Raw genomic sequence first — 21,534 nt, 5'->3', positions numbered from 1 at the left:
GGCAGGGAACCGGACAAGGATTTTGGTTGATGGTGACGTCGAAGTTTCGTGAGCGTGAGGTGGCGAGTTCGTTGGCTCATCGAGAGGCGCTTGGCGATTCCAACGCCCCGGTCCACGGCACGGAGATAGCCAAGGCGGCAAGGACTGCGATCCTCCAAGGGTTCGTCGGGTCGTTGCTCATGGTCGCAGGCTCGGTCGGTGTCGGCTGGATGGCGACAACCACCGGCTCGCTCATCCGCACGCCCCTCTTTATCATCGCAAGGACATCCCCGGTTGGCGTGATCTCCTGCACCGTGATGCTGTGCATTGGCGCACTCTTGCTTCTGCGCGCTTGGCTGCGCATTGCCCAAAGGATCGGCGGATGGAACCCGTCCTCGCGTCCTGTGCTGTGGCGCGCATTGTGGATGTGGGTAGTCCCGATAATGTTCAGCCTGCCGTTGTTCAGCAGGGACACGTATGCCTACATCGGCCAAGGCCGGCTCATGGAGCAGGGCCTGAACCCGTATACCAACGGCATCTCGGCCCTGAGCAACTACTTTTCGCTCGGGCCCGACAAATTGTGGACCGAAGCACCCACGCCGTATGGTCCGCTGTGGCTCTGGATCGAACAGGGTGCCGTCTGGCTCAGCGCCGGGGTCCCCGAACTTGCGCTGATCCCTTTCCGCTTGGCGGGCCTGGCCGGCGTCATCCTTCTTGCCGTCTACGTTCCCCGTTTGGCTGCGCTCCATGGCGTGAACCCCGAGCGGGCGTTCTGGCTTGGCGTCCTCAACCCGGTTCTCCTGATCAACTTCATTGCCAGCGCGCACAACGACTCCTTGATGTTGGGATTGGTTGTTGCTGGGTTGTACTTCGCATCGGTGAAACGACCGGTGCTGGGAATCGTGCTGATCACGGCTTCGATCGCTATTAAGCCGATTACCTTGATCGCTTTGCCTTTTGCCGGTCTCCTCTGGGCCGGCGCCCGTGCCGGCTGGGGCCGCCGAGTGCTCTACTGGGCAGCGACGTTGGCTCTGTCAATGGGACTGATGGCCGCCGCCGGTCTGGTGAACGGTTTGGGCTTTGGTTGGCTCGGCGCGCTGAAGACTCCGGGTTCGGTCTGGATGTGGTACGCGCCAGTCGCCTTGCTCTCGGGCGGGGCGGGTCTCGTCGTCGGACTTTTCGGTGGTCCCGGCGTTCCAGTGTCGGATGTCATCCAGACTGCCGCGACCGCAGTCTCAGCGGTCGCCGTCGTCTGGCTCGCCGTTCGGGTCCCAGGCCGTGGATTCGGCATGCCGGCGCCGCTCGATGACGAATCGGCGTTCAACAAGACCGTTATTCGCCAGATGGCGTGGGCCTTCGCCGCCGTCGTGATCCTGGCGCCCGTGATCCAGCCTTGGTACATGGTGTGGCTGCTGGTGTTCTTCACTGTGACGGGCATCGCCGACGGCCCCCAGCTCAGGACGGTCTTCTACCTGACGGCTTTCTTCACCCTGATCGCCCTGACCGACCAATTGAGTGTCTTCCAGTGGATACCCCTTGAGGTGGTGCGCGGAGTGGCCATCGTCATCGGGCTCGCCTTCATCGCCTACCTGGTGTTCTTCGACAAGAAGACCCACGTGCTGTTCCGCCCGCGTCGCGGGATGGTTAAGCTCAGACTCAAACCGAAGGCCTGAACGGCAAATCCACGCCCTCTTGACACCGGTACCGACATATCAGCCGTTCATCGGCCCCTCGGCCCGCAGCTTTTCGGCGCCCGGCCCCTCAACATGCACGGTGCACCGCACTACCAGCTGGCCCGGGGCGTTTTCCAGCTCCACCAAGGACTGGTCCGCGCTGAGGACGGTGAACACTTCAGAACCTGCTACGACCTCCACACCCTTGGCCTCCGCCGTTTGCCGCGCATTGCGCAGCGCCTCGCGCTCCAGTCCGTCAATGTAGCCGCTGTCGCTTTCACGTGCCGGATCCCCGAAGGCCCAGCCGAACAATGTCCCAGTGTTGCCCATGGCCTCCATGTTAGGCGTTCGACTCCGCGGGAGAAGGGCTTTCGTAATATTAGTAAGTGTGCTTACCATAAGCGCGCCATACAACGCTGGGAAATGGCAGGTGAAGTCCCAGTACGGCGGCAACCCGGAACCAGTTCACAACGTTAGGAACGCACATCATGGCAGGAAATCTCATTGCCCGTTCAGTTCACGACCTGACGGCAGCAGCTTGGTTTGGCGGATCTCTCATGGGCGCCATCGGGCTCAACGGGGCGGCCGCCCAGGCCAAGGATCCCTCGGAGCGCACCCGGCTTTCGAGCGCGGGCTGGATGAGGTGGGCCCCCATCCAGACGGCAGCCTTCGCGTCCCACCTGGTGGCCGACCTCGCCATTGCTTGGGAAAACAAGGGCCGCATCGCCAAGCAGGACGGCGTGGCCCGCAACACCGTCATCAAGACCGCAGTTACGGTCGCGGGAGCCGCGGTAACCCTGTACTCGGGCATCCTGGGCAAGAAGGTGGAGAAGCTGGCCGGTGAAGGGGCCGAGGGCGCAACCGAGCCGCACGCAGGCGCTTCGGACGAACTCAAGGCAGCCCAGCAGCAGCTCCAGCTGCTGCAGTGGGCCGTCCCCGGCTTCGCAGCCCTGGTGATCATCCTTGGCGCCAAGCACGGCGAGATGCAGCGCCCCAAGAACGTCTTCGCAGGCCTGGTCGGCGACAAGTAGTACTCGAGGTAGCCAAAAGCGGCTCTGATCTACGTTTCCGCAGTTCAGAGCCGCTTTTTACTGTGCCCCGGGAGGGAATCGAACCCCCGACCAAGAGATTAGAAGGCTCCTGCTCTATCCTCTGAGCTACCGAGGCAGGCGACGCGCTGACAGCATGGCCAAGGCGCCATCAAGAGTTTACATTGCGGTGGCTGCTTGTGCAGTCGGCCCGGATCGGCAGTGACTCTTCCCCCACAGACCGCCATTGGACAGCGCTATCCACATACGTGAATTCGGCACTCCCGCCCAAGTCCACGGCACGTGAAGCTAAGAGGGCCACGCAGGCAGCTCAACTCACGTTAGGACAAGACCATGAATGACATCATCACGGTCCGGGGCTTCGTCGCCACGGAACCAAAAAGTTCCACCACTCCTGCCGGAACCGGAACGGCATCCTTCCGGCTCGGTTCCACGGAGCGCAAGTTCGATCGCTCCAATGATGTATGGGTGGACGGCCACACGAATTGGTTCCGCGTCCAGGCGTTCAGGCATCTTGCTGGAAACATTGGTTGCAGCGTCAAGAAGGGCCAGAGGGTCATCGTGGTCGGGAAATTGAAGCTGAGGGAATGGGAACACGACGGCAGGATCTACCGCGCCGCCGACATCGTCGCCGAGTCGGTAGGCCACGATCTCATGTGGGGCTCAGCGAACTTCATCCGTACCACCGGAAGCAGCAGCCCGCAGAACCAGCCGGCGGCTCCCGAGGTGGAGCCCGACAACCCATGGCCTTCCGTTGAAGAGGATGGCGACGGCCCTCATGACGACGACGAGGACGGCAGCGCCGAGGCCGAGCAGGCAGTGATCCTTTCGACCGGCGCCGGCGATGAGTCGGTTCTCGTGAATACCGAAACCGGAGAACTTGTGGACGTAACAACCTGAAACGGCCCGGCTGGTCAAACGAGGCAGCTCGCAAAAAGGGATGCCGCGGATGCCTTGGGGCGCAGCGTGTTGTGCGCCGCATGGCAGAATGGCCGGGTGACGAGCAGGGGAAAGCCGCAAAAACCATCAGGACGCCGCCGTGCGGCCGGAAGCCCGGGGTTGCTGCTTGCGGTGCCATTACTCGTGGCCGGCCTGGTCGCCGGTTGCAACGCGCCTGCTCCCGTGGTGTCAGGCGGCACCGCGGCTGCATCGGCCGCGCCCTCGGCGACATCCAGTGCCGCTCCCGCTGTCACGCTCAGTGCCGCTCCCGCTGTCACCCCCAGCGCCGGAAACGCCTCTGCATCGGCCTCGACGAGCACGGGCACTGCCGCCCTGAAGCAGACCATGGAATCCGTACTCAAGTCGATCGCCGCAGCGAGTCCTAAACCGGCACAAGACGCGGTGCGTTCGCAGCTGATTTCGGCCGGCATTCCTGGCTCTGCAGTGGAGGTATCCGCGAGCAAGACGCCGACAGGCCTGGATGTCGACGCCATAGCGGCCGCGGCAAGGCTGGACAAGGATTGCGTCATGGGCGAGATCAGGGACGGACAGGTTTCGGTGTCGGTCCTGCCTGTGTTGGCAAGCGGCAAATGCTTCGTCGGGGATTCCCGCTAGCAGGGCCGAATGTGAGTTATGCCCTGCCACCCATTAGATTTAACGGCATGGCGGAATTCATTTACACGATGACCAAGGCCCGCAAGGCCGTTGGCGAAAAACTAATCCTGGACGATGTCAGCATGTCGTTCTTCCCTGGCGCGAAGATCGGCGTCGTCGGCCCCAACGGAGCCGGTAAATCCACGATCCTGAAGATCATGGCTGGTCTCGACACCCCGTCGAACGGCGAAGCCCGCCTCAGCCCCGGCTACTCCGTGGGCATCCTCCAGCAGGAGCCGCCCCTGAACGAGGAAAAGACTGTCCTGGGCAACGTCCAGGAAGGCGTAGGCGAGATCTACTCCAAGATCCAGCGCTTTAACGCGATCTCCGAGGAAATGGCCAACCCGGATGCCGATTACGACAGCCTGCTGGAGGAAATGGGCCACCTCCAGGAAGCCATCGACGCCGCAGACGCGTGGGACATCGACTCCCAGCTCGAACAGGCCATGGACGCCCTCCGCTGCCCGCCGGGCGACGCCGACGTGACAGTCCTCTCAGGTGGTGAGCGCCGCCGCGTAGCGCTCTGCAAGCTCCTGCTGCAGAAGCCGGACCTCCTCCTCCTCGACGAGCCGACCAACCACCTGGACGCCGAAAGCGTCCTGTGGCTGGAGCAGCACCTCTCTTCATACCCCGGTGCAGTGCTCGCCATCACCCACGACCGCTACTTCCTCGACCACGTCGCCGAGTGGATCTGTGAAGTGGACCGCGGCCGCCTTTACCCCTACGAAGGCAACTACTCGACATACCTGGAGAAGAAGCGCGCCCGCCTCGAAATCCAGGGCAAGAAAGACGCCAAGCAGGCCAAGCGCCTCAGCGAAGAACTCGAGTGGGTCCGCTCCAACGCCAAGGGACGCCAGACCAAGTCGAAGGCCCGTCTGGCCCGGTACGAGGAAATGGCAGCCGAGGCTGACCGCACCAGGAAGCTCGACTTCGAGGAGATCCAGATCCCGCCGGGACCGCGCCTGGGCGGCCTGGTCCTGGAAGCCAAGAACCTCCAGAAGGGCTTCGAGGACCGGACCCTGATCGACGGCCTTTCGTTCACGCTGCCGCGGAACGGCATCGTCGGCGTCATCGGTCCCAACGGCGTGGGCAAGACCACGTTGTTCAAGACCATTGTCGGGCTGGAACCGCTGGACGGTGGCGACCTCAAGATCGGTGACTCCGTCAAGATCTCGTACGCCGACCAGAGCCGTGGCGGCATCGACCCGAACAAGACCCTGTGGGAGGTCGTGTCAGACGGCAACGACTTCATCCAGGTCGGCAACGTTGAGATGCCGTCCCGCGCCTACGTCGCGGCTTTCGGCTTCAAGGGGCCGGACCAGCAGAAGAAGGCCGGGGTGCTATCCGGTGGTGAGCGGAACCGCCTGAACCTGGCACTGACCCTCAAGCAGGGCGGAAACCTGCTGCTCCTTGACGAGCCCACCAACGACCTCGACGTCGAAACGCTCAGCAGCCTTGAGAATGCCTTGCTTGAGTTCCCAGGCTGCGCGGTCGTTGTTTCGCACGACCGGTGGTTCCTCGACCGGGTTGCCACCCACATCCTGGCCTACGAAGGCGACGAGGAGAACCCCTCGAAGTGGTACTGGTTCGAGGGCAACTTCGAGTCTTACGAGGAGAACAAAGTGGATCGCCTCGGTCCGGATGCAGCCAAGCCGCACCGGGTCACCCACCGCAAGCTGACCCGCGACTAAGCAAAACGCTACGCAGAAGGCCGGCGCCCTGGATAATTTCCAAGGCGCCGGCCTTCTTTGCTGTGGAGGCTCCTGGACCCGTTATGAAGGTCGCGCGGGATCCCGGTTGAAAGACAGGGACTACGGGATCCGGAGCATGCCCTCTTGCGCCACTGTGGCGACATGCTGGCCGTCGCGGTTGAAGATCCGGCCGGTGGCAAGCCCGCGGGCACCTTGGGCGCTAGGGGACTCCTGCACGTAGAGCAGCCACTCGTCCACGCGGACGGGGCGGTGCCACCACATGGCGTGGTCAAGGCTTGCGACGCTCATGCCTGGCGTCATCCAGCTCAATCCGTTCTTGCGCAGCACGGATTCCAGGATGGTGTAGTCGCTCGCGTAGGCCAGTGCGGCCCGGTGAAGCTTGGGGTCGTCCGGCATCGGGCCAAAGGTCTTCATCCAGACGGCATTGCTCGCCACCCGGTCCTTCGGCGCTTCAATATAGATCGCGGGATCTACGTGGCGGACATCGAAGGGCCGCTCGAAGGACATGTGGCGGGCAAATGGGTGGTCGAACTTCCCCAGAAGCTCCGCGGTGCTCGGCAGCGTTTCGGGGTCCGGAATTCCGGCCGGCATGGCGGACTGGTGCTCCACGCCTTCCGCCTCGGTCTGGAAGGACGCGATCATTGACAGGATCGGCTGGCCCTCCTGGTAGGCGTGCACCCGTCTGGCGGAGAACGAGCGCCCGTCCCGCAACCGCTCAACGCTGAACGTGATCGGTTGGTTGGCGTCTCCGGGACGAAGGAAATAGCCGTGCATGGAATGGACGGCCCGGTCCTCGTCCACCGTGCGCATTCCGGCCACGAGCGATTGGGCGAGCACTTGGCCGCCGAAAACACGGTGGCGGGGTTGTTTCTGGGAAGGCCCAAGGAAGATGTCCTCGGCCGTCCTCGCGCCGTCGAAGTCGGCAAGGGACAACAGTTCGATGAGGGTGGAGGTCGGGTCCTCCAAGGCAACCTGATGTTCCAGGCCGGCATGCGCGTCAGTCATGGTTCGACTCTAGACGTCACCTTGACCCCTCTCAACCGCGGACATGCCGGTAGAGTCGATGATGTGTCCGATGTATTGACCAAATCCTTCCGCTTCACCGATCCCCGTGATCTGGCGGATCTCCGCACTTATGCCACGCGTGCCAAGAGCATCGACGACGGCGCCATCCGCCTGCAGGCCTCCGGCCGCGTCCTCGCCGCTTATGTGTGCGTCTTGAGGCCGCGCCTCCTGGGCGAGGCAACTCCCACGATTCTCGGGCTTCGGACGATTGCCCTCGCCGACGGCGCGTATGCGGACGTGACCGTGACTCTTTCCTCGGTCCTGGACCGCTTGGCGCGTTCCGGTGCCGACGACGTCGAGCTTCCCATCCCGCCGTCGACCGTTTCCGAATCCTGGGCCGGAGTCGGGGCGCCCCGCAGCGGTTGGGAGCCGCTGGGTTCAGTGCCCGACGCCGAACTCAAGACTGTCGCGGATGCCGGCATTGCCGAGGTGGCCGGGATTGTCCCGGACCAGCCGGGCGCCTTGATCGTCAACAACGCTAGGGCCACGGTGTGGGGGCGGGAGATCCCGGGGCTCGACGGCGTTCCGGCCGGCGCGGCCTTCGCGGCCCTGGCACTCGGGTTCCTTGGTGATGGGGAACACCGGCTCTTCCGCAACGGCCGCTGGTTCCGCCTCAGCGGGAGCCGGGGCCACATCCTGGCTCGCACCGGATCGGGCCTGGGCCTGCAAACCCGCTAGAGATTGGGGCAGGCCCTTTCGTGTCGCGTTCCGCGCCACGCAGGGACCCTGCTGCCCCACTCTAGGGCAGGCTCAGGGCTGCTGTGCCGACGGGCTGTTGACCATCGTGAGGGCAGCCCGCTCCATATAGTCCCAGAGCGTCCCTTCGTGAAGCGGCGACAGGTTGAGCGAATCGACCGCCGCGCGCATGTGGAAGAGCCAGCGGTCCTTGGCTTCGGGCGTCACTTGGAACGGCATGTGCCGCATCCGCAACCGCGGGTGCCCGCGTTCCGCGCTGTACGTGCCCGGACCGCCCCAGTACTGCTCGAGGAACATGAGGAACCGCCGCTTGGCTGGGCCGAGGTCTTCTTCCGGGTACATCGGCCGGAGCAACGGGTCTTCGGCGACGCCGTCGTAGAAGGCATCGATGAGTTTGACGAACGTCTCGTGGCCACCGATGGCCTCGTAGAAACTGTCGGTGTACGACGGCTGGCTAAACGGATCGTTCTGCATCAACTGAGGCCGCTCTTCCGGCTGCGGTGCCCCGGTTTCCGGCTGGCTTCCCATGTCACTCACCTGCTTTCTGCTCCCGGACCTTGAGGGATTCCCTTGACGGCTGGGGCGCAACGGAAGCCGCGGTTTCGGCAGGCGCAGTGCCCGGAGGTGCAGGCGGGACGTCCTCCGGCGCCGCCGGCTCCTCGGGCACATAGTCGCCTTGTGAGCGGTTGCCCACACGCAGGATTTCTCCGTTGCGCAGATACCAGATGGCCCCGTCTTCGGCCCGGAGCCGTGTGATCCGGAGTCCCACGGACTCAACGGTGCCGATCACTTCGGTGGTGACGATCACGTCGCCGATCCCGAACTGGTCCTCGATGGTGATGAAGATGCCGGACAGGAAATCGCGGATGAGCTGTTGGGCGCCGAAGCCAATGGCCACACCCAAAATGCCGACGCTGGTGAGCAGTGGAGCGATATCCACATTCAGGTATTTGAGGACGTAGATGGCGACGATGACCACCACAACAACGCTGAGCACGCTTGTCAGCAGCGAGCCGATGGTGTGGGCGCGTTGGGCGCGGCGCTCATGGTCGAGCGCCCGGAAAGCGGGCTGGACCCACCTGAAATGGGGTTTCTTGAAGAGGCTTGTGCCCTCCGCCACTCGGCGGGTAATGCGCAGGATGATGAACCGGGCCACAACCCAGAACACCAACCCAATGCCTATCGTCACCAAGATGGACGCGTAATCGATCTTGGCTGCATCGGCCACGATGTTGTCGGTCGACGAAGCGACGTTCATATGCGGGAATGCTCCTCACGGGATCCAATTGTTCGCCAAGCCCTTGATTGCCGGGCGCTGAACACTTTGTCCACGTTCAACCCTAGCGCCGGAGCGTGCCGGGATCCGCATCGTGATTCTTGGGGAGCGGCTTCCCTGGCATCCGGCCTAGCCCGCGGCCGCCGCAGTGCTCGGCTCGTGCAGCACGGGAAAATTCACGCTCCTGGCGATAAAGCAGACCTGGTTTGCCTCATGGTGCAATTCGTCTACAAGCGAAAGATGGGCCGGGTCGGCAATTGTGACGTGCGGCTTCAACGTGACCTTCTCGAACTGGCCGCTCCCATCGCGGTTGAGCCGCATCATGCCTTCGGCGTGGTCCACGTACTCGGTGACGACCACCCCGTGTTTGACCGCGACATGCAGGAACGAGAGCATGTGGCACTGGGAGAGCGCCGTGAGGAGCAATTGTTCGGGGTTGTACCGGCTGCGGTCGCCATGGAAGGTGGGGTCGGAGGAGCCCTTCAGGACGGGCAGGCCGGGGATCTCGACGTCGTGGTCCCGGGCGTAGGCACGGTAGCTGGATGTTCCGGTACCCAGGTTTCCGGTCCAGCGCACGGTCAGGGAGTAGTGGTGCTCGTCCAAGCTCATGCGGAAATTCTAGCGGCGGTGCGTCAGACGTCCGCCGCGCGGGCCTTCAAAGCCCGGGCCACGCCGTCGCGGTTTTCGAGCATCATGCGGCGCAGGGCGCTGCTGTCCGCCGGAAGCTCCGCGAGGAACTTGTCCGTGCGGTCAACCGTGGCCTGCGTTGTCAGTTGGGCGGGGTAGAGCCCGACGACGATCTGCTGGGCCAGCGCGTGGGTGCGGTTGGCAACAATCTCCGGGACCGCCTCGAAGTACTTTTCGGCGTACGGCTCCAGCAAGGAGGTGTCAAGCACCCTGGTGAAGCCCGTGACTGCGGAGCCTTGAATGGCGTTGGAGAGTTCGCCTGTCTCAACGATCTTCCTCCATGCCTCGGCCTTTGCCTCGGGAGTGGGAAGGGCCGCCGTCGCCAAGGCTGCGGCGTTCTGGCCATTGGCCGTGTGGTCGCGCTCGAGCTCGGCGTCGATCCGGTCCTGGCCGTGGCGCCCGCCCACCACGAGGGAGGTGAGGAGCTCCCAACGCAAGTCCTGGTCGACGATCAGACCGTCGAGGGCGGTGCTGCCGTCCAGGACAGCCTGGACCGTGTCCAATTGGGAGCTGGTCGAGGCAAGCAGGGCGAAGGACTTCACGAATTGAAGCTGGGCGTCCGACCCGGCGGCTGCGGTAGTCGAAAGCTCCCAGAGTGTGTCCGCCGCGGCCGCAGTGGCGGCATCCTTGTGCTCGGCTGCGACGTAGTACGTCAGGGTGGTGGCCAGCTGGCGGAGTTGGGTCTGGATCACTGAAGAATCGGTCTCGGACGCGATGTTCGCCAGGATCAGCTCGGCGTAGCCGCGGGCCGGGGTTTCGCCGTCGCGGGCCGCGTCCCAAGCCGAGCCCCACACGAGGGTGCGGGGCAGGCTCTTGGCGAAGTCCTTCAGGTGGGCTTTCGCGGTGGCCAAAGATGCGGGGTCGAGGCGCACCTTCGCGTAGGCCAGGTCATCGTCATTGAGCAGGATCAGGTCCGGACGCGCCTTTCCGCCAAGGGCAGGGACCTCGGTCCGGGCACCGTCGACGTCGAGCTCCTCCCTGTGGGTCCGCTCAAGTTTGCCGTTGGCTGACAAGTCGTAAAAGCCAACAGCGAGGCGGTGCGGGCGAAGCGTGGGCTGCTCGTCGATAGCCGTCTGCACGATCGCAAAAGACGTGATGGTGCCGCTTGCGTCTACCTGGATCTCAGGGGAGAGGGTGTTGACGCCGGCGGTCTCCAGCCAGAGTTTGCCCCACTGTTCCAAGTCGCGGCCGCTGGCAGCTTCGAGTTCCCGCATGAGGTCCACCAGTTCGGTGTTCCGCCAGGCATGCTTCCGGAAGTATTCGCGGACGCCGGCCATGAACTGTTCCGGGCCAACCCAGGCGACCAGCTGCCGCAGCACGGAAGCTCCCTTGGCGTAGGTGATGCCGTCGAAGTTCACTTCGACGTCCTGGAGATCGTTGATTTCCGCAAAAATCGGGTGGGTCGTGGGCAATTGGTCCTGCCGGTACGCCCAGGATTTTTCCACCGAGGCGAAAGTGGTCCAGGCCCGGTCGAATTCGGTGTTTTCGACCGCGGCCAAGTGGGACATGTATTCGGCAAAGGACTCGTTGAGCCAAAGGTCGTTCCACCAGCGCATCGTGACGAGGTCACCGAACCACATGTGGGCCAGCTCGTGCAGCACGGTGATGGCGCGGCGTTCGATTTGGGCGCCGGTAACCTTTCCGCGGAATACGTAGCCCTCGAGGATGGTCACGGCGCCGGCGTTTTCCATGGCCCCGGCATTGAACTCGGGAACAAAGAGCTGGTCGTACTTCTCGAAGGGATACGGGAACCCGAACTGGGCCTCGAAGAACTCAAACCCTTGGCGGGTCAGTTCGAAGATGTTGTCGGCGTCGAGGTACTGCATGAGGGACTTGCGGGCAAACACCCCGAGCGGGATGACGCGGCCATCGGAGCTCGTGACCTTGCTGCGGACCGACTGGTACGGGCCTGCGATCAAGGCCGTGACGTAGGAAGAGATGCGGGGGGTAGGGGCGAAACGCCAGACCGAGCGCGCAGTGCCGTCGTCCCCCGGGGTGGTTTCCACCGGCGCGGGAGTGGGTGAGTTGGAAATGACGTCCCAATGCGAAGGCCCGGTGATCGTGAACGTGAATGCGGCCTTCAGGTCCGGCTGCTCGAACACTGCGAACATGCGGCGGGAATCCGGCACCTCGAACTGCGTGTAGAGGTAGACCTCGTTGTCTACCGGGTCCACGAACCGGTGCAGGCCCTCACCGGTGTTCATGTAGGGGGCATCGGCCACCACGGTCAGTTCGTTCTCGGCGGCGAGGCCGGGCAGTTGGATGCGCACGCCATCGGAGACTTCCGCAGGGTCGAGTTCGGTGCCGTTCAGCGTCACGCGGTGCACGGTTTCCGTGATCGCGTCGATGAAGCTCGAGGAACCTTCGACGGCGGAGAACTTCACCACGGTGGTGGAGCCGAAGACCTTGGCGCCCTTCGTCAGGTCCAGCGTGACGTCGTACGAGTCCACCGTGAGCAATTCTGCGCGCTGTCCGGCTTCGGCGCGCGTCAGGTTCAGGCCTGGCAAGGTTTGCCTCCAAGAATGGTTTCGGGAAGCCGGTTGGTTTCAGCCAGCGCCGGCGCTGTGAAGTCATTCTTTCACTTGATTCCGGCTTGGCAAGGAAGCCAGATCACAGTGTCGCCCGGGCGGGGTAGCGTGGGGACATGGGAAAGATGCGCGACTCGTTTGACCTCCGGGCGCTCCGCTTTGCGGTGGCATTTCCATTGCTGCTGGCCGCCGCATTTGCCGTGTGCGCACTCATGTTGCGCAACAACCTTCCCGACCCTGTGGCCATCGCCTGGAACGCCGACGGCGGAGTCAGCTTTGCGCCGTTTCTTGCCTACGTTCTCGGCGGGGGAGCGGTTCTGGTGATCGCGGGTTGGCTGGTGTTTATCCAGGCTGTTCCCCTTGCCCGGCCAGTGATCATGCGCAGGGTCATGATGGGCATGGGCCTCATGGTGAGCCTCTTCATCACAGCGGTGCTGGCGGCCGGACTCGTGGGGCAAGCAGGCCTCGCGGATGCCCGAAGCTCGCACGTTGATGCAACCGTGCTCGCCCTGGGCGCGGGGGCGGCACTTCCCCTGGGTGTGGTCATGATGATGGCTTTCAAGCCCGATCCCCATTGGACCCCCGAAGACGACGCCGCCCTCGAAGCCGAAAGGATCAAGGCACAGGATCCCGGGCTTGAGGAGGATTCCATGCTGCTCTGGGTCCATGCGCGGAGTTCGGTGTTCGTGATGATCTGCGTTGCCACCTTGTTCCCGGCCATGCTGATCGCGATTGCTGTGCCGTGGTTGGGTGCATTGTTGGCAGCGGCCGCGGTCCTTGGAGCATGTTTCCTCTTCGTCCGGGTGCGCGCCGACAGGGGAGGAGTGCAGGTCTTCGTTGCCGGAATCCTGCGGGTCCTCACAGTGCCGGCCGTGGACATTGCGGGTGCAGCCGCCCAGGAAGTCAGGGCAGCAGACTTTGGCGGCTGGGGACTCCGGCACCACGCAGGAGCGACGGCCATGCTCGTCAGCAGCGGCCCCGCCGTCGTCGTCCGCCAAGTCAGCGGCCGCAGGGTGGCGTTCAGCGCGGGAACCGCGGCCGCAGCGGACCGGCTCGCCGGTATCCTGAACCGCGTCGCGGCACGCGCCCAGCGCGGCGAGCAGCCTCCGGTGCCTTGAGCGCCGCAAGCCGGCGGGCCCGCCGTCGTTGTCTTAAGAGGTCGTCGTTGTCTTAAGAGGTGGGGCGGGGCGCGATCCTAGTAACCTAGGAACCGCATCCCTCACCGCCGCGCCCGGCTTTGCCGCGTTCGCGCGCCAGACTGAATGGACATCCTGTGACCACACCCCGCGTCCACATTGCCACGGACCACGCCGGCATGGAGCTTAGCGCCCACCTCGTGAGCCACTTGACCGCCAAAGGCTACGACGTCGTCGACCACGGCCCCAAGGTGTACGACGCGCTCGATGACTACCCCTCGTTCTGCATCAACGCCGCCGCCGCCGTCGTAGCTGACCAAAAGGCCGGCATCCACGCACTGGGCATCGTCCTGGGCGGATCCGGAAACGGCGAACAGATTGCCGCGAACAAGGTCAAGGGCATCCGGGCCGCCCTGGCCTGGAACCTTTCCACTGCGAAGCTCGCCCGGGAGCACAACGACGCGAACGTGGTTGCCGTCGGAGGCCGCCAGCACACCGTCGAGGAAGCCACCGAACTGATCGAGGCTTTCCTGGAAGAACCGTTCAGCAACGACGAACGCCACGTCCGCCGCATCGGAAAGATCGCCATCTACGAGAACACCGGCGAAATCGTCGCGTAATGCCTGAAGGGCATTCCATCCATCGCCTGGCACGCCAGTTCCAGGATGTTTTCGCCGGCCGCGTGTTGGCGGTCTCCAGCCCCCAAGGCCGTTTCACCGCGGGTGCGGCGATCTTGGACGGCCACGAACTGCTCGAGGCGACGGCACACGGCAAGCAGCTCTTCCTGCGTTTTGACCACGGGGTCCTCCTGCATGTCCACCTAGGTCTCTACGGTGCGTGGAGCTTCGGTGGCGACGAATCCTTCACCGGGGCATCGAGCATCGGGGCTCCGCGGCGGATCGGCGAACGGGAAACCTTCCCGCAAGCCGGCGCCGGGAATCCCGGAAGCGGCTACGAGGGTCCACCCGCGCCTGTGGGTGCCGTGCGGGTGCGGCTCGTATCAGCGAACGGGTGGGCGGACCTCCGGGGGGCCACGACGTGCGCGGCGATCACGGAAGCGGAGGCCGCCGCCGTCCTGGCACGCTTGGGTCCCGATCCGCTGCACAACCGCCCAGGCGACCGCGAGGAGTTCATCCGCCGCGTGCTGCGCCGCAAGACCGCCGTCGGGCTTCTCCTCATGGACCAGGCAATCGTGGCAGGAATCGGCAATATCTATCGCGCGGAGGTGCTGTTCCGCCAAGGCGTCGATCCGTGGACTCCGGGCAGCTCGCTCAGCCCCGAAACCGCCGGCCGCTTGTGGGACGACACCGTGGCCGCCATGTCCGACGGCGTCCGCGACGGCAGGATTGTTACCACCCCGCCGGCTCTTTGGACCGGCGGCAAAGCAGGAGCGGCCGACGGCGAGGCGCACTTCGTCTACAAGCGGCAGGGACAGCCGTGCCTGCGGTGCGGCGAAACAGTGGGGATGGCCGAGCTCGCTGCGCGCAAACTCTATTGGTGCCCCGGCTGCCAGAACTGAAGTCGGGGGCGCTGCACCGGGGCATACACCCGGAGACACGAAGGGCCCCTCATGCGCTGAGGGGCCCTTCGTTCCGTGGAGGGGACGACGGGAATCGAACCCGCGTAATCAGTTTGGAAGACTGAGGCTTTACCATTAAGCTACGTCCCCGGGACAAGACTGCTGGGAACTCTTTAAACCCTATCAGAGCGGTTTTAGGAGAGTTGTCCGCGCATCTTTCCGGTGGCTGTTGAAGCCGGATATAACTAAACCCAATTCAGGGGCCAAGTGTCAAATGTGCATTCTCCCGCGTGATGCCCGTAGACTGTCCTGTGCATTCACGGGGTGTAGCTCAGCTTGGCTAGAGCGCCTGCTTTGGGAGCAGGAAGTCGCAGGTTCAAATCCTGTCACCCCGACTCTGTGTGCCTGTTCCGATCCGGGACGCGGCAGAAACCCATCCCACAAAACCAGGAGTACTTAGACTGTGAAGAGCGCTGTCGAGAACCTCACCGCCACGCGGGTCAAGCTCAACGTTGAGGTTCCCTTTGAGGAACTGAAGCCGAGCATCGATGCCGCTTACAAGACCGTTGCTTCGCAGATCCAGGTTCCCGGGTTCCGCAAGGGCAAGGTTCCGTCCAAGCTGATTGACCAGCGCGTCGGCCGTGGCTACGTACTGGAGACGGCCATCAACGATGGCCTCAACGGCTGGTACCAGGCTGCCGTCCAGGAAACCGGCGTCCGCCCGCTGAGCCGTCCCGAGGTTGAAATCACCGAGGTTCCGGACCCGTCCTCGACCGACGGTGAACTGAAGTTCCAGGTTGAGATCGATGTCCGTCCCGAGGTTGAGCTCCCCGACTACGCCGGCATCAAGGTAGAGGTTGCCGCCGCTGAGTCCTCCGACGCCGACGTCGACAAGGCCCTCGACGAGCTTCGCGGCCGCTTCGGCACGCTGAAGTCCGTTGACCGCCCGGCTGCCGATGGTGACTTCCTGACCATCGACATCACCGCCACGATCGACGGCGCCGAGATCGACTCCGCAACGGGCCTTTCCTACCAGGTGGGCGCAGGCACCATGCTTGAGGGCCTCGACGAGGCCGTGACCGGCCTTTCCGCCGACGAAGAAGCAATCTTCGACACCACGCTGGTTGGCGGCGACCACGCCGGCGAAGCAGCCCAGGTCAAGGTTGCTGTCAAGACCGTCAAGGAGCGCGAGCTTCCTGAGGCCAACGACGACTTCGCCCAGTTGGCGTCCGAGTTCGACACCCTTGCCGAGCTCCGTGAAGACCTCGCCAAGCAGGCCGCTGAGTCCAAGGTCGTCGGCCAGGGCGTCGAGGCCCGCGACAAGGTCCTGGACAAGCTCGTAGAGCTCATCGAGGTTCCGGTTCCCGATTCCGTGGTCGAAGAGCAGCTCGAGGCACACTTCAGCCAGGAGAACGCCCACGGTGAAGGTGAGCACGACACCGAGGAGCACCGCGCCGAGGTCAAGGCCAACACCGCCCGCGCCTTCCAGAACGAGATCATCCTCGACGCTATTGCCGACAAGGAAGAGGTCAGTGTCAGCCAGAACGAGCTGATCGACTACATCGTCTCCACGGCAAGCCAGTACGGCATGGACCCGAACCAGTTCGCGCAGATCATCGACCAGAGCGGCCAGGTTCCCATGATGGTTTCCGAGGTCCGTCGCCGTAAGGCTCTCGCAGTTGTCCTCGGCCAGGCCGAGGTTGTCGACTCCGAAGGCAACAAGGTTGACCTCAGCGACTTCGTGCGTCCCGCCGGCGAAGAGGCCCCCGCAGGGGAAGCAGCTGAAGAAGCAGCTGAAGCTGAAGAAGCAGCAGTTGTTCCGAGCGACGACCCTGCCGCAGTGAAGTTCTAGTTTCAACTCAATCCGCCCCCGGATCCATGATCCGGGGGCGGATTCGTTTAAGCCGCGGAAGCGCGCAAAGTGCCCGCTTCCGCAATCGTGCGCCGTCAGCGAACAGCGCGATTTGGGAGAACAAATCGCCGTGGAAAACGGTTAGTGTCCAAGTAGTGAAGATCAGGGATGCCAAGTTCAGCAACGGCCCTGTCACCAGCGAGAGGTAAGTACTTATGTCACAGCACGCAGAGGCCCCCAGGATGGCAACCGTCGATCCAGCGGCCCAGGACAACTACATCTACAACCGCCTGCTGAAAGAGCGCATCATCTGGCTCGGATCCGAAGTCCGCGACGAAAACGCCAACGCGATCTGCTCCCAGCTGCTCCTCCTCTCGGCCGAAGACCCTGAGAAGGACATCTACCTCTACATCAACTCTCCCGGCGGCTCCGTGACCGCCGGCATGGCCATTTACGACACCATGCAGTTCATCCCGAACGACGTCGTCACGGTCGCCACCGGCCTCGCGGCCTCCATGGGACAGTTCCTCCTGTCCTCGGGCACCAAGGGCAAGCGCTATGCCACGCCGAACGCCCGCATCCTGATGCACCAGCCTTCCGGCGGCATTGGCGGCACGGCGTCGGACATCAAGATCCAGGCGGAGCTGATCCTTCACATGAAGAAGGTCATGGCAGAGCTGACGGCCGAACAGACCGGACAGACCGTGGAGACCATCCTCAAGGACAACGACCGTGACAAGTGGTTCACGGCCACCGAGGCGCTCGAGTACGGCTTCTTCGACAAGATCTCCGCCCACGCAGGCTCTGTGGCTGGTGGCGGCGGCACGGCCAACTCGTCGACTTCCGAGAAGTAACCGGCACCAAGAAACATTCAGATCAGGAGCAATGAAAATGAACTACAACTTTGGATGGTCTGCCGGTAATCTCCCGTCCAGCCGCTACGTCCTCCCGCAATTCGAGGAGCGCACGCCCTACGGCTTCAAGCGCCAGGACCCGTACACGAAGCTCTTCGAGGACCGCATCATCTTCCTCGGCGTGCAGGTTGACGACGCCTCCGCCGATGACATCATGGCCCAGCTGCTGGTGCTTGAGTCAACGGACCCGGACCGCGACATCACGCTGTACATCAACTCGCCGGGCGGCTCGTTCACGGCCATGACGGCGATCTACGACACGATGACGTACATCCGTCCCGAGATCCAGACCGTTTGCCTGGGCCAGGCGGCCAGCGCCGCTGCCGTCCTGCTTGCGGCCGGTACTCCGGGCAAGCGCCTCGCACTGCCCAACGCCAGGGTTCTGATTCACCAGCCGTCGCTGTCCGGCGGCCAGGGGGGCCAGGCTTCGGACCTCGAGATTCAGGCCGCAGAAGTCATGCGCATGCGCTCATGGCTCGAGGAGACGCTTGCCAAGCACTCCGGGCGGACGCCGGAGCAGGTCAACAACGATATCGAGCGCGACAAGATCCTCACCGCCGCCGAGGCGATGAACTACGGATTGATCGACCAGGTGCTGGATTCCCGCAAGATCAAGTCCCAGGCAATCGCCAGGTAACTGGCCACAACCCGACGCCGGTGCGGTTCAGGAAATATGGACCGCATCGGCGTTCTGGTCCAACCCAAGCAGCCCATTGTGTCCTACAGTGGAAGTTGTCATGGTGGCGCCCCCGCTGCGATCGGCGCGAAGTCGCGGATCCGTACGGGTCCGCGCCACCCGCATGAAACGAAGGGATTCCCATATGGCTCGGATTGGCGAGAGCACGGACCTGCTGAAGTGTTCTTTCTGCGGAAAGAGCCAAAAGCAGGTTCGGAAGCTGATTGCCGGGCCCGGCGTGTATATCTGCGACGAGTGCATTGAGCTCTGTAACGAGATCATTGAAGAAGAACTCGCCGAGGTGTCGGATCTGGGTAGCTTCGAGTTGCCCAAGCCGCGGGAAATCTTTGACTTCCTGCAGGAATACGTCATTGGCCAGGAGCCCGCGAAACGCTCACTCGCCGTCGCGGTCTACAACCACTACAAGCGCATCCAGGCCGGCCATGCACCAAAGACCGGCCTTGGTGAAGGCGGACACCATGAAGACGTGGAGATCGCCAAGTCCAATATCCTGCTGATCGGTCCCACGGGCTGCGGCAAGACCTACTTGGCACAAACCCTGGCCCGCCGGCTGAATGTCCCCTTCGCTGTCGCGGACGCCACGGCCTTGACCGAGGCCGGATACGTCGGCGAAGACGTCGAAAACATCCTGTTGAAGCTCATCCAGGCCGCGGACTACGACGTCAAGAAGGCCGAACAAGGCATCATCTACATCGACGAGATCGATAAGATTTCGCGCAAGAGCGAGAACCCGTCCATCACGCGCGATGTGTCCGGCGAGGGCGTGCAGCAGGCGCTGCTCAAGATACTCGAAGGCACCGTGGCCTCGGTACCGCCGCAGGGCGGCCGTAAACACCCGCACCAGGAATTCATCCAGATCGACACCACCAATGTGCTGTTCATTGTTGCCGGTGCGTTCGCCGGGCTCGAGGAGATCATTGGATCGCGGTCCGGCCGCAAGGGGATTGGCTTCGGGGCGCCGCTCAACGAGGTGAAGGACAACGCGGACAGCTACGGCGAGGTGATGCCGGAGGATCTGCTGAAGTTCGGGTTGATTCCGGAATTCATCGGACGCCTGCCTGTGATCACCACTGTGTCCAACCTTGACCGTTCGGCGCTTATCCAGATTCTTTCCAAGCCCAAGAACGCGCTCATCAAGCAGTACCAGAAGATGTTCCAACTGGACGGGGTGGAGCTGTCCTTCGACGACGACGCCCTGGACTCGATCGCGGACCAGGCCCTTGAACGCGGAACCGGAGCCCGCGGGCTGCGCGCCATCCTGGAGGAAGTCCTGCTGCCGGTCATGTTCGATCTCCCCAGCAGGGACGACATCGCGAGCGTCGTCATCACCGCCGACGCGGTGAACAAGAAGGGCCAACCCACCATGATCGCGCACGAGGTCATAGCAAAGCGTCGGAATAAGTCCGCTTAGCCCTGGGTTGGCATGATTGGTGCCGGACAACTTTTACGTCTGGTGAGCCGCGCCCCTTATGCCTATCAAAGGAGTTCCCTGTGCCCGAGCAGACCGCAAACAAGGTCGACTTCTGGTTCGATCCGCTGTGCCCCTTCGCCTGGGTGACGTCACGCTGGATCGCTGAAGTGGAAGACGTCCGCGGCATCGAGACCAATTGGAACGTCATGAGCCTCTCGGTGCTCAATGAAGGCCGCGACCTGCCTGCCGAATACATGGAGAAAATGAAGCAGGGCTGGGGACCTGTCCGGGTCATCATCGCCGCCCGCGAGCTGCACGGCGACCAATACATCAAGCCGCTGTACGACGCGATGGGTTCCCTCATCCACCACGAAGGCATCTCGGATTTCGCCGAGGTCATCTCCAAGGCGCTGTCTGAAACGGGCCTGCCCGCCGATTTGGCCCGCTTCGCCGATTCGGACGAATACGACGCCGAACTGCGTGCGAGCCATGAGTCCGGTATTTCGCTGGTGGGCCAGGACGTCGGCACGCCCGTGGTCGCCGTCAACGGCACCGCTTTCTTCGGCCCTGTCCTCACGCGGATTCCGCGCGGCGAGGAAGCCGGCCGGATCTGGGATGCCACCGTCACCTTGGCCGGCTACCCACACTTCTTCGAACTCAAGCGCAGCCGCACGGAAAGCCCGGAATTCAACTAGACCGGTCTCAACCAGGCCGCCCTGGCTGCCCACTGGTCTCAGCTGCGGCTATTTCAGGAATTTCGACGTTCGACGGTCCGCCAGGATCTTTCCGTTCGTCTGGCAGCCAGGGCAGTACTGCAACGAAGTGTCCGCAAAGGACACCTCGCGGATCGTGGTCCCGCATACCGGGCAAGGCTGGCCGGCCTTGCCGTGGACGCGCATGGTGTTCCGCTTTGTGTCCTTGAGTTCGCTGGAGGCTTTCCCGACGGCGGCCTCAACAGCCGCACCCAGGACGCTTTCGATCGACTGATAGAGGACACGGGTTGTGTCCTTGTCCAGGGACTTGGCGATCGCGAACGGTGAAATCCGCGCTGCGTGAAGGATCTCGTCACTGTAAGCGTTTCCGATGCCCGCGATGACGCTTTGGCTCCGAAGGAGTCCCTTGATCTGCTGCGCGCTTGCCGAAAGAATCCCGGCCAGGGTCTCCTCCGTGAAGGCCGGGCTCAGCGGGTCCGGGCCGAGGGTCGCTATCCCTGGCACGTCCAAGGGGCTGCGCACCACGTAGACGGCAAGGCTTTTCTTGGTTCCGGCCTCGGTCAGGTCCACTCCGACGTGGGTTGAACCGTCGCTCTTGGTGAAGCCCAGCCTCGCGGCAATATTGCTGCCGCCCATCCGCAATTGGGTCTGCGATGGGTGCTCCGTGTAGCGGAGCCAGCCGGCCTTGGCCAGGTGGAAGACGAAATGGATGCCCTCGGCGTCGAGGCTGACGAACTTTCCGAAGCGTCCCACGCCAACGATTTTGCGGCCTTCCAGAGCCGAGTACGGTGGATCGGCTGTCTTCAGTACCGCAAAGGAGGTGATTTGGACCTTCGTCAGTTCGGCACCGAGGAGATTCCTGCCCAGAAAGGCAGTCAGCCCGGCCACTTCGGGAAGTTCTGGCATAGCAACACTGTGCCACAAAGCACCCGCGCCCAGCACCCGGAGGCCCGCCGCGAGGCCGCGGAATTACAGGCCAGTAGTTCCCGGATGGACCTTGTGCTGGCCTGGGAGCGGGTCAAGAATAGAAGTTA

21 protein-coding genes and 3 tRNA genes are annotated in these 21,534 nt (G+C 63.4%); 15 read left to right on the top strand and 9 right to left on the bottom strand.

What is annotated here, in order from left to right; all coding sequences use genetic code 11:
- Positions 1 to 29: 29 nt before the first annotated feature.
- Complete coding sequence (gene mptB / locus L0B83_RS11945) at positions 30 to 1,652, top strand: polyprenol phosphomannose-dependent alpha 1,6 mannosyltransferase MptB (RefSeq protein WP_234758671.1); 1,623 nt, start codon at positions 30 to 32, stop codon at positions 1,650 to 1,652.
- A 39-nt stretch (positions 1,653 to 1,691) separates the two neighbouring features.
- Here mptB and L0B83_RS11940 read toward each other — a convergent pair whose 3' ends face one another.
- Positions 1,692 to 1,982 carry a hypothetical protein gene (locus L0B83_RS11940; RefSeq protein WP_234758670.1) on the bottom strand — a complete coding sequence of 97 codons (291 nt, stop codon included), beginning with the start codon at positions 1,980 to 1,982 and terminating at the stop codon, positions 1,692 to 1,694.
- A 158-nt stretch (positions 1,983 to 2,140) separates the two neighbouring features.
- On the opposite strand from L0B83_RS11940, the gene L0B83_RS11935 reads away from it, so the two are divergent.
- Positions 2,141 to 2,683, top strand: coding sequence for a hypothetical protein (locus tag L0B83_RS11935; RefSeq protein WP_234758669.1), 543 nt, complete (start codon positions 2,141 to 2,143; stop codon positions 2,681 to 2,683).
- Positions 2,684 to 2,746: 63 nt separating this feature from the next.
- Here the strand turns inward: L0B83_RS11935 and L0B83_RS11930 are convergent.
- A tRNA-Arg gene (locus L0B83_RS11930) sits at positions 2,747 to 2,819 on the bottom strand.
- Positions 2,820 to 3,034: 215 nt separating this feature from the next.
- Between L0B83_RS11930 and L0B83_RS11925 the strand changes: the two genes are divergently transcribed.
- From L0B83_RS11925 to ettA, 3 genes are all read left to right on the top strand, one after another.
- Complete coding sequence (locus L0B83_RS11925; RefSeq protein ID WP_234758668.1) at positions 3,035 to 3,601, top strand: single-stranded DNA-binding protein; 567 nt, start codon at positions 3,035 to 3,037, stop codon at positions 3,599 to 3,601.
- A gap of 96 nt (positions 3,602 to 3,697) precedes the next feature.
- Complete coding sequence (locus L0B83_RS11920; protein ID WP_234758667.1) at positions 3,698 to 4,255, top strand: DUF6993 domain-containing protein; 558 nt, start codon at positions 3,698 to 3,700, stop codon at positions 4,253 to 4,255.
- 47 nt (positions 4,256 to 4,302) lie between these two features.
- On the top strand, positions 4,303 to 5,985 hold the full coding sequence (gene ettA / locus L0B83_RS11915; protein WP_234758666.1) for an energy-dependent translational throttle protein EttA: 1,683 nt from the start codon (positions 4,303 to 4,305) through the stop codon (positions 5,983 to 5,985).
- 120 nt (positions 5,986 to 6,105) lie between these two features.
- Here the strand turns inward: ettA and L0B83_RS11910 are convergent, their stop codons facing one another.
- The gene (locus tag L0B83_RS11910) at positions 6,106 to 7,011 is read right to left on the bottom strand and encodes an acyl-CoA thioesterase (RefSeq protein WP_234758665.1); all 906 of its coding nucleotides are present in this window, start codon (positions 7,009 to 7,011) and stop codon (positions 6,106 to 6,108) included.
- Between the two features lie 63 nt (positions 7,012 to 7,074).
- Between L0B83_RS11910 and L0B83_RS11905 the strand changes: the two genes are divergently transcribed.
- Positions 7,075 to 7,749, top strand: a complete 675-nt coding sequence (locus L0B83_RS11905) for a DUF8185 domain-containing protein (RefSeq protein WP_234758664.1) — start codon at positions 7,075 to 7,077, stop codon at positions 7,747 to 7,749.
- 72 nt (positions 7,750 to 7,821) lie between these two features.
- On the opposite strand, the gene L0B83_RS11900 is transcribed toward L0B83_RS11905, so the two are convergent.
- The 4 genes from L0B83_RS11900 to pepN form a co-directional block, all read right to left on the bottom strand.
- A complete protein-coding gene (locus L0B83_RS11900) occupies positions 7,822 to 8,295 on the bottom strand; it encodes a globin (protein WP_308193985.1) in 474 nt (157 codons plus the stop codon).
- A 1-nt stretch (position 8,296) separates the two neighbouring features.
- Positions 8,297 to 9,025: a mechanosensitive ion channel family protein gene (locus L0B83_RS11895; protein WP_234758663.1), complete on the bottom strand. Its 729-nt coding sequence runs from the start codon at positions 9,023 to 9,025 to the stop codon at positions 8,297 to 8,299.
- A 147-nt stretch (positions 9,026 to 9,172) separates the two neighbouring features.
- Positions 9,173 to 9,652, bottom strand: coding sequence for an OsmC family protein (locus tag L0B83_RS11890; protein WP_234758662.1), 480 nt, complete (start codon positions 9,650 to 9,652; stop codon positions 9,173 to 9,175).
- 23 nt (positions 9,653 to 9,675) lie between these two features.
- On the bottom strand, positions 9,676 to 12,237 hold the full coding sequence (pepN, locus tag L0B83_RS11885) for an aminopeptidase N (RefSeq protein WP_234758661.1): 2,562 nt from the start codon (positions 12,235 to 12,237) through the stop codon (positions 9,676 to 9,678).
- 137 nt (positions 12,238 to 12,374) lie between these two features.
- On the opposite strand from pepN, the gene L0B83_RS11880 reads away from it, so the two are divergent.
- From L0B83_RS11880 to L0B83_RS11870, 3 genes are all read left to right on the top strand, one after another.
- On the top strand, positions 12,375 to 13,376 hold the full coding sequence (locus tag L0B83_RS11880; protein WP_234758660.1) for a hypothetical protein: 1,002 nt from the start codon (positions 12,375 to 12,377) through the stop codon (positions 13,374 to 13,376).
- 155 nt (positions 13,377 to 13,531) lie between these two features.
- On the top strand, positions 13,532 to 14,014 hold the full coding sequence (locus L0B83_RS11875; RefSeq protein WP_308193984.1) for a ribose-5-phosphate isomerase: 483 nt from the start codon (positions 13,532 to 13,534) through the stop codon (positions 14,012 to 14,014).
- The gene (locus L0B83_RS11870) at positions 14,014 to 14,913 is read left to right on the top strand and encodes an Fpg/Nei family DNA glycosylase (RefSeq protein WP_234758659.1); all 900 of its coding nucleotides are present in this window, start codon (positions 14,014 to 14,016) and stop codon (positions 14,911 to 14,913) included. The genes L0B83_RS11875 and L0B83_RS11870 overlap by 1 nt, the downstream gene beginning before the upstream one ends.
- Before the next feature lie 76 nt (positions 14,914 to 14,989).
- On the opposite strand, the gene L0B83_RS11865 is transcribed toward L0B83_RS11870, so the two are convergent.
- A tRNA-Gly gene (locus L0B83_RS11865) sits at positions 14,990 to 15,063 on the bottom strand.
- A 170-nt stretch (positions 15,064 to 15,233) separates the two neighbouring features.
- Between L0B83_RS11865 and L0B83_RS11860 the strand changes: the two genes are divergently transcribed.
- The 6 genes from L0B83_RS11860 to L0B83_RS11835 all read left to right on the top strand — a co-directional run bounded on the left by L0B83_RS11860 (position 15,234) and on the right by L0B83_RS11835 (position 20,482).
- Positions 15,234 to 15,308 (top strand) — tRNA-Pro (locus L0B83_RS11860).
- A gap of 68 nt (positions 15,309 to 15,376) precedes the next feature.
- Positions 15,377 to 16,765, top strand: a complete 1,389-nt coding sequence (tig, locus tag L0B83_RS11855) for a trigger factor (protein WP_234758658.1) — start codon at positions 15,377 to 15,379, stop codon at positions 16,763 to 16,765.
- A 242-nt stretch (positions 16,766 to 17,007) separates the two neighbouring features.
- Positions 17,008 to 17,619, top strand: coding sequence for an ATP-dependent Clp protease proteolytic subunit (locus L0B83_RS11850; protein WP_234758700.1), 612 nt, complete (start codon positions 17,008 to 17,010; stop codon positions 17,617 to 17,619).
- A gap of 37 nt (positions 17,620 to 17,656) precedes the next feature.
- Positions 17,657 to 18,316 (top strand): ATP-dependent Clp protease proteolytic subunit, encoded by a 660-nt coding sequence (locus L0B83_RS11845; protein WP_234758657.1) that lies wholly within the window; start codon positions 17,657 to 17,659, stop codon positions 18,314 to 18,316.
- 184 nt (positions 18,317 to 18,500) lie between these two features.
- Positions 18,501 to 19,787 carry an ATP-dependent Clp protease ATP-binding subunit ClpX gene (gene clpX, locus L0B83_RS11840; protein ID WP_234758656.1) on the top strand — a complete coding sequence of 429 codons (1,287 nt, stop codon included), beginning with the start codon at positions 18,501 to 18,503 and terminating at the stop codon, positions 19,785 to 19,787.
- An 80-nt stretch (positions 19,788 to 19,867) separates the two neighbouring features.
- The gene (locus tag L0B83_RS11835; RefSeq protein ID WP_234758655.1) at positions 19,868 to 20,482 is read left to right on the top strand and encodes a mycothiol-dependent nitroreductase Rv2466c family protein; all 615 of its coding nucleotides are present in this window, start codon (positions 19,868 to 19,870) and stop codon (positions 20,480 to 20,482) included.
- Positions 20,483 to 20,530: 48 nt separating this feature from the next.
- Here the strand turns inward: L0B83_RS11835 and L0B83_RS11830 are convergent, their stop codons facing one another.
- The gene (locus L0B83_RS11830; RefSeq protein ID WP_234758654.1) at positions 20,531 to 21,406 is read right to left on the bottom strand and encodes an Fpg/Nei family DNA glycosylase; all 876 of its coding nucleotides are present in this window, start codon (positions 21,404 to 21,406) and stop codon (positions 20,531 to 20,533) included.
- Positions 21,407 to 21,534: the final 128 nt, after the last annotated feature.

This window comes from Arthrobacter alkaliphilus, assembly GCF_021483235.1.
Lineage (GTDB): Bacteria > Actinomycetota > Actinomycetes > Actinomycetales > Micrococcaceae > Arthrobacter > Arthrobacter alkaliphilus.
Note: the sequence above shows the minus strand (reverse complement) of the source record. Positions and strands in the feature narration are given on the sequence as shown.

Excerpts from the sequence above, each read along its gene's own strand:
- mptB (WP_234758671.1), top strand. The coding sequence starts at position 30 with ATGGTGACGTCGAAGTTTCGTGAGCGTGAGGTGGCGAGTTCGTTGGCT.
- L0B83_RS11940 (WP_234758670.1), bottom strand. The coding sequence starts at position 1,982 with ATGGGCAACACTGGGACATTGTTCGGCTGGGCCTTCGGGGATCCGGCA.
- L0B83_RS11935 (WP_234758669.1), top strand. The coding sequence starts at position 2,141 with ATGGCAGGAAATCTCATTGCCCGTTCAGTTCACGACCTGACGGCAGCA.
- L0B83_RS11925 (WP_234758668.1), top strand. The coding sequence starts at position 3,035 with ATGAATGACATCATCACGGTCCGGGGCTTCGTCGCCACGGAACCAAAA.
- ettA (WP_234758666.1), top strand. The coding sequence starts at position 4,303 with ATGGCGGAATTCATTTACACGATGACCAAGGCCCGCAAGGCCGTTGGC.
- L0B83_RS11910 (WP_234758665.1), bottom strand. The coding sequence starts at position 7,011 with ATGACTGACGCGCATGCCGGCCTGGAACATCAGGTTGCCTTGGAGGAC.
- L0B83_RS11900 (WP_308193985.1), bottom strand. The coding sequence starts at position 8,295 with ATGGGAAGCCAGCCGGAAACCGGGGCACCGCAGCCGGAAGAGCGGCCT.
- L0B83_RS11895 (WP_234758663.1), bottom strand. The coding sequence starts at position 9,025 with ATGAACGTCGCTTCGTCGACCGACAACATCGTGGCCGATGCAGCCAAG.
- L0B83_RS11890 (WP_234758662.1), bottom strand. The coding sequence starts at position 9,652 with ATGAGCTTGGACGAGCACCACTACTCCCTGACCGTGCGCTGGACCGGA.
- L0B83_RS11880 (WP_234758660.1), top strand. The coding sequence starts at position 12,375 with ATGGGAAAGATGCGCGACTCGTTTGACCTCCGGGCGCTCCGCTTTGCG.
- L0B83_RS11870 (WP_234758659.1), top strand. The coding sequence starts at position 14,014 with ATGCCTGAAGGGCATTCCATCCATCGCCTGGCACGCCAGTTCCAGGAT.
- L0B83_RS11850 (WP_234758700.1), top strand. The coding sequence starts at position 17,008 with ATGGCAACCGTCGATCCAGCGGCCCAGGACAACTACATCTACAACCGC.
- L0B83_RS11845 (WP_234758657.1), top strand. The coding sequence starts at position 17,657 with ATGAACTACAACTTTGGATGGTCTGCCGGTAATCTCCCGTCCAGCCGC.
- clpX (WP_234758656.1), top strand. The coding sequence starts at position 18,501 with ATGGCTCGGATTGGCGAGAGCACGGACCTGCTGAAGTGTTCTTTCTGC.
- L0B83_RS11830 (WP_234758654.1), bottom strand. The coding sequence starts at position 21,406 with ATGCCAGAACTTCCCGAAGTGGCCGGGCTGACTGCCTTTCTGGGCAGG.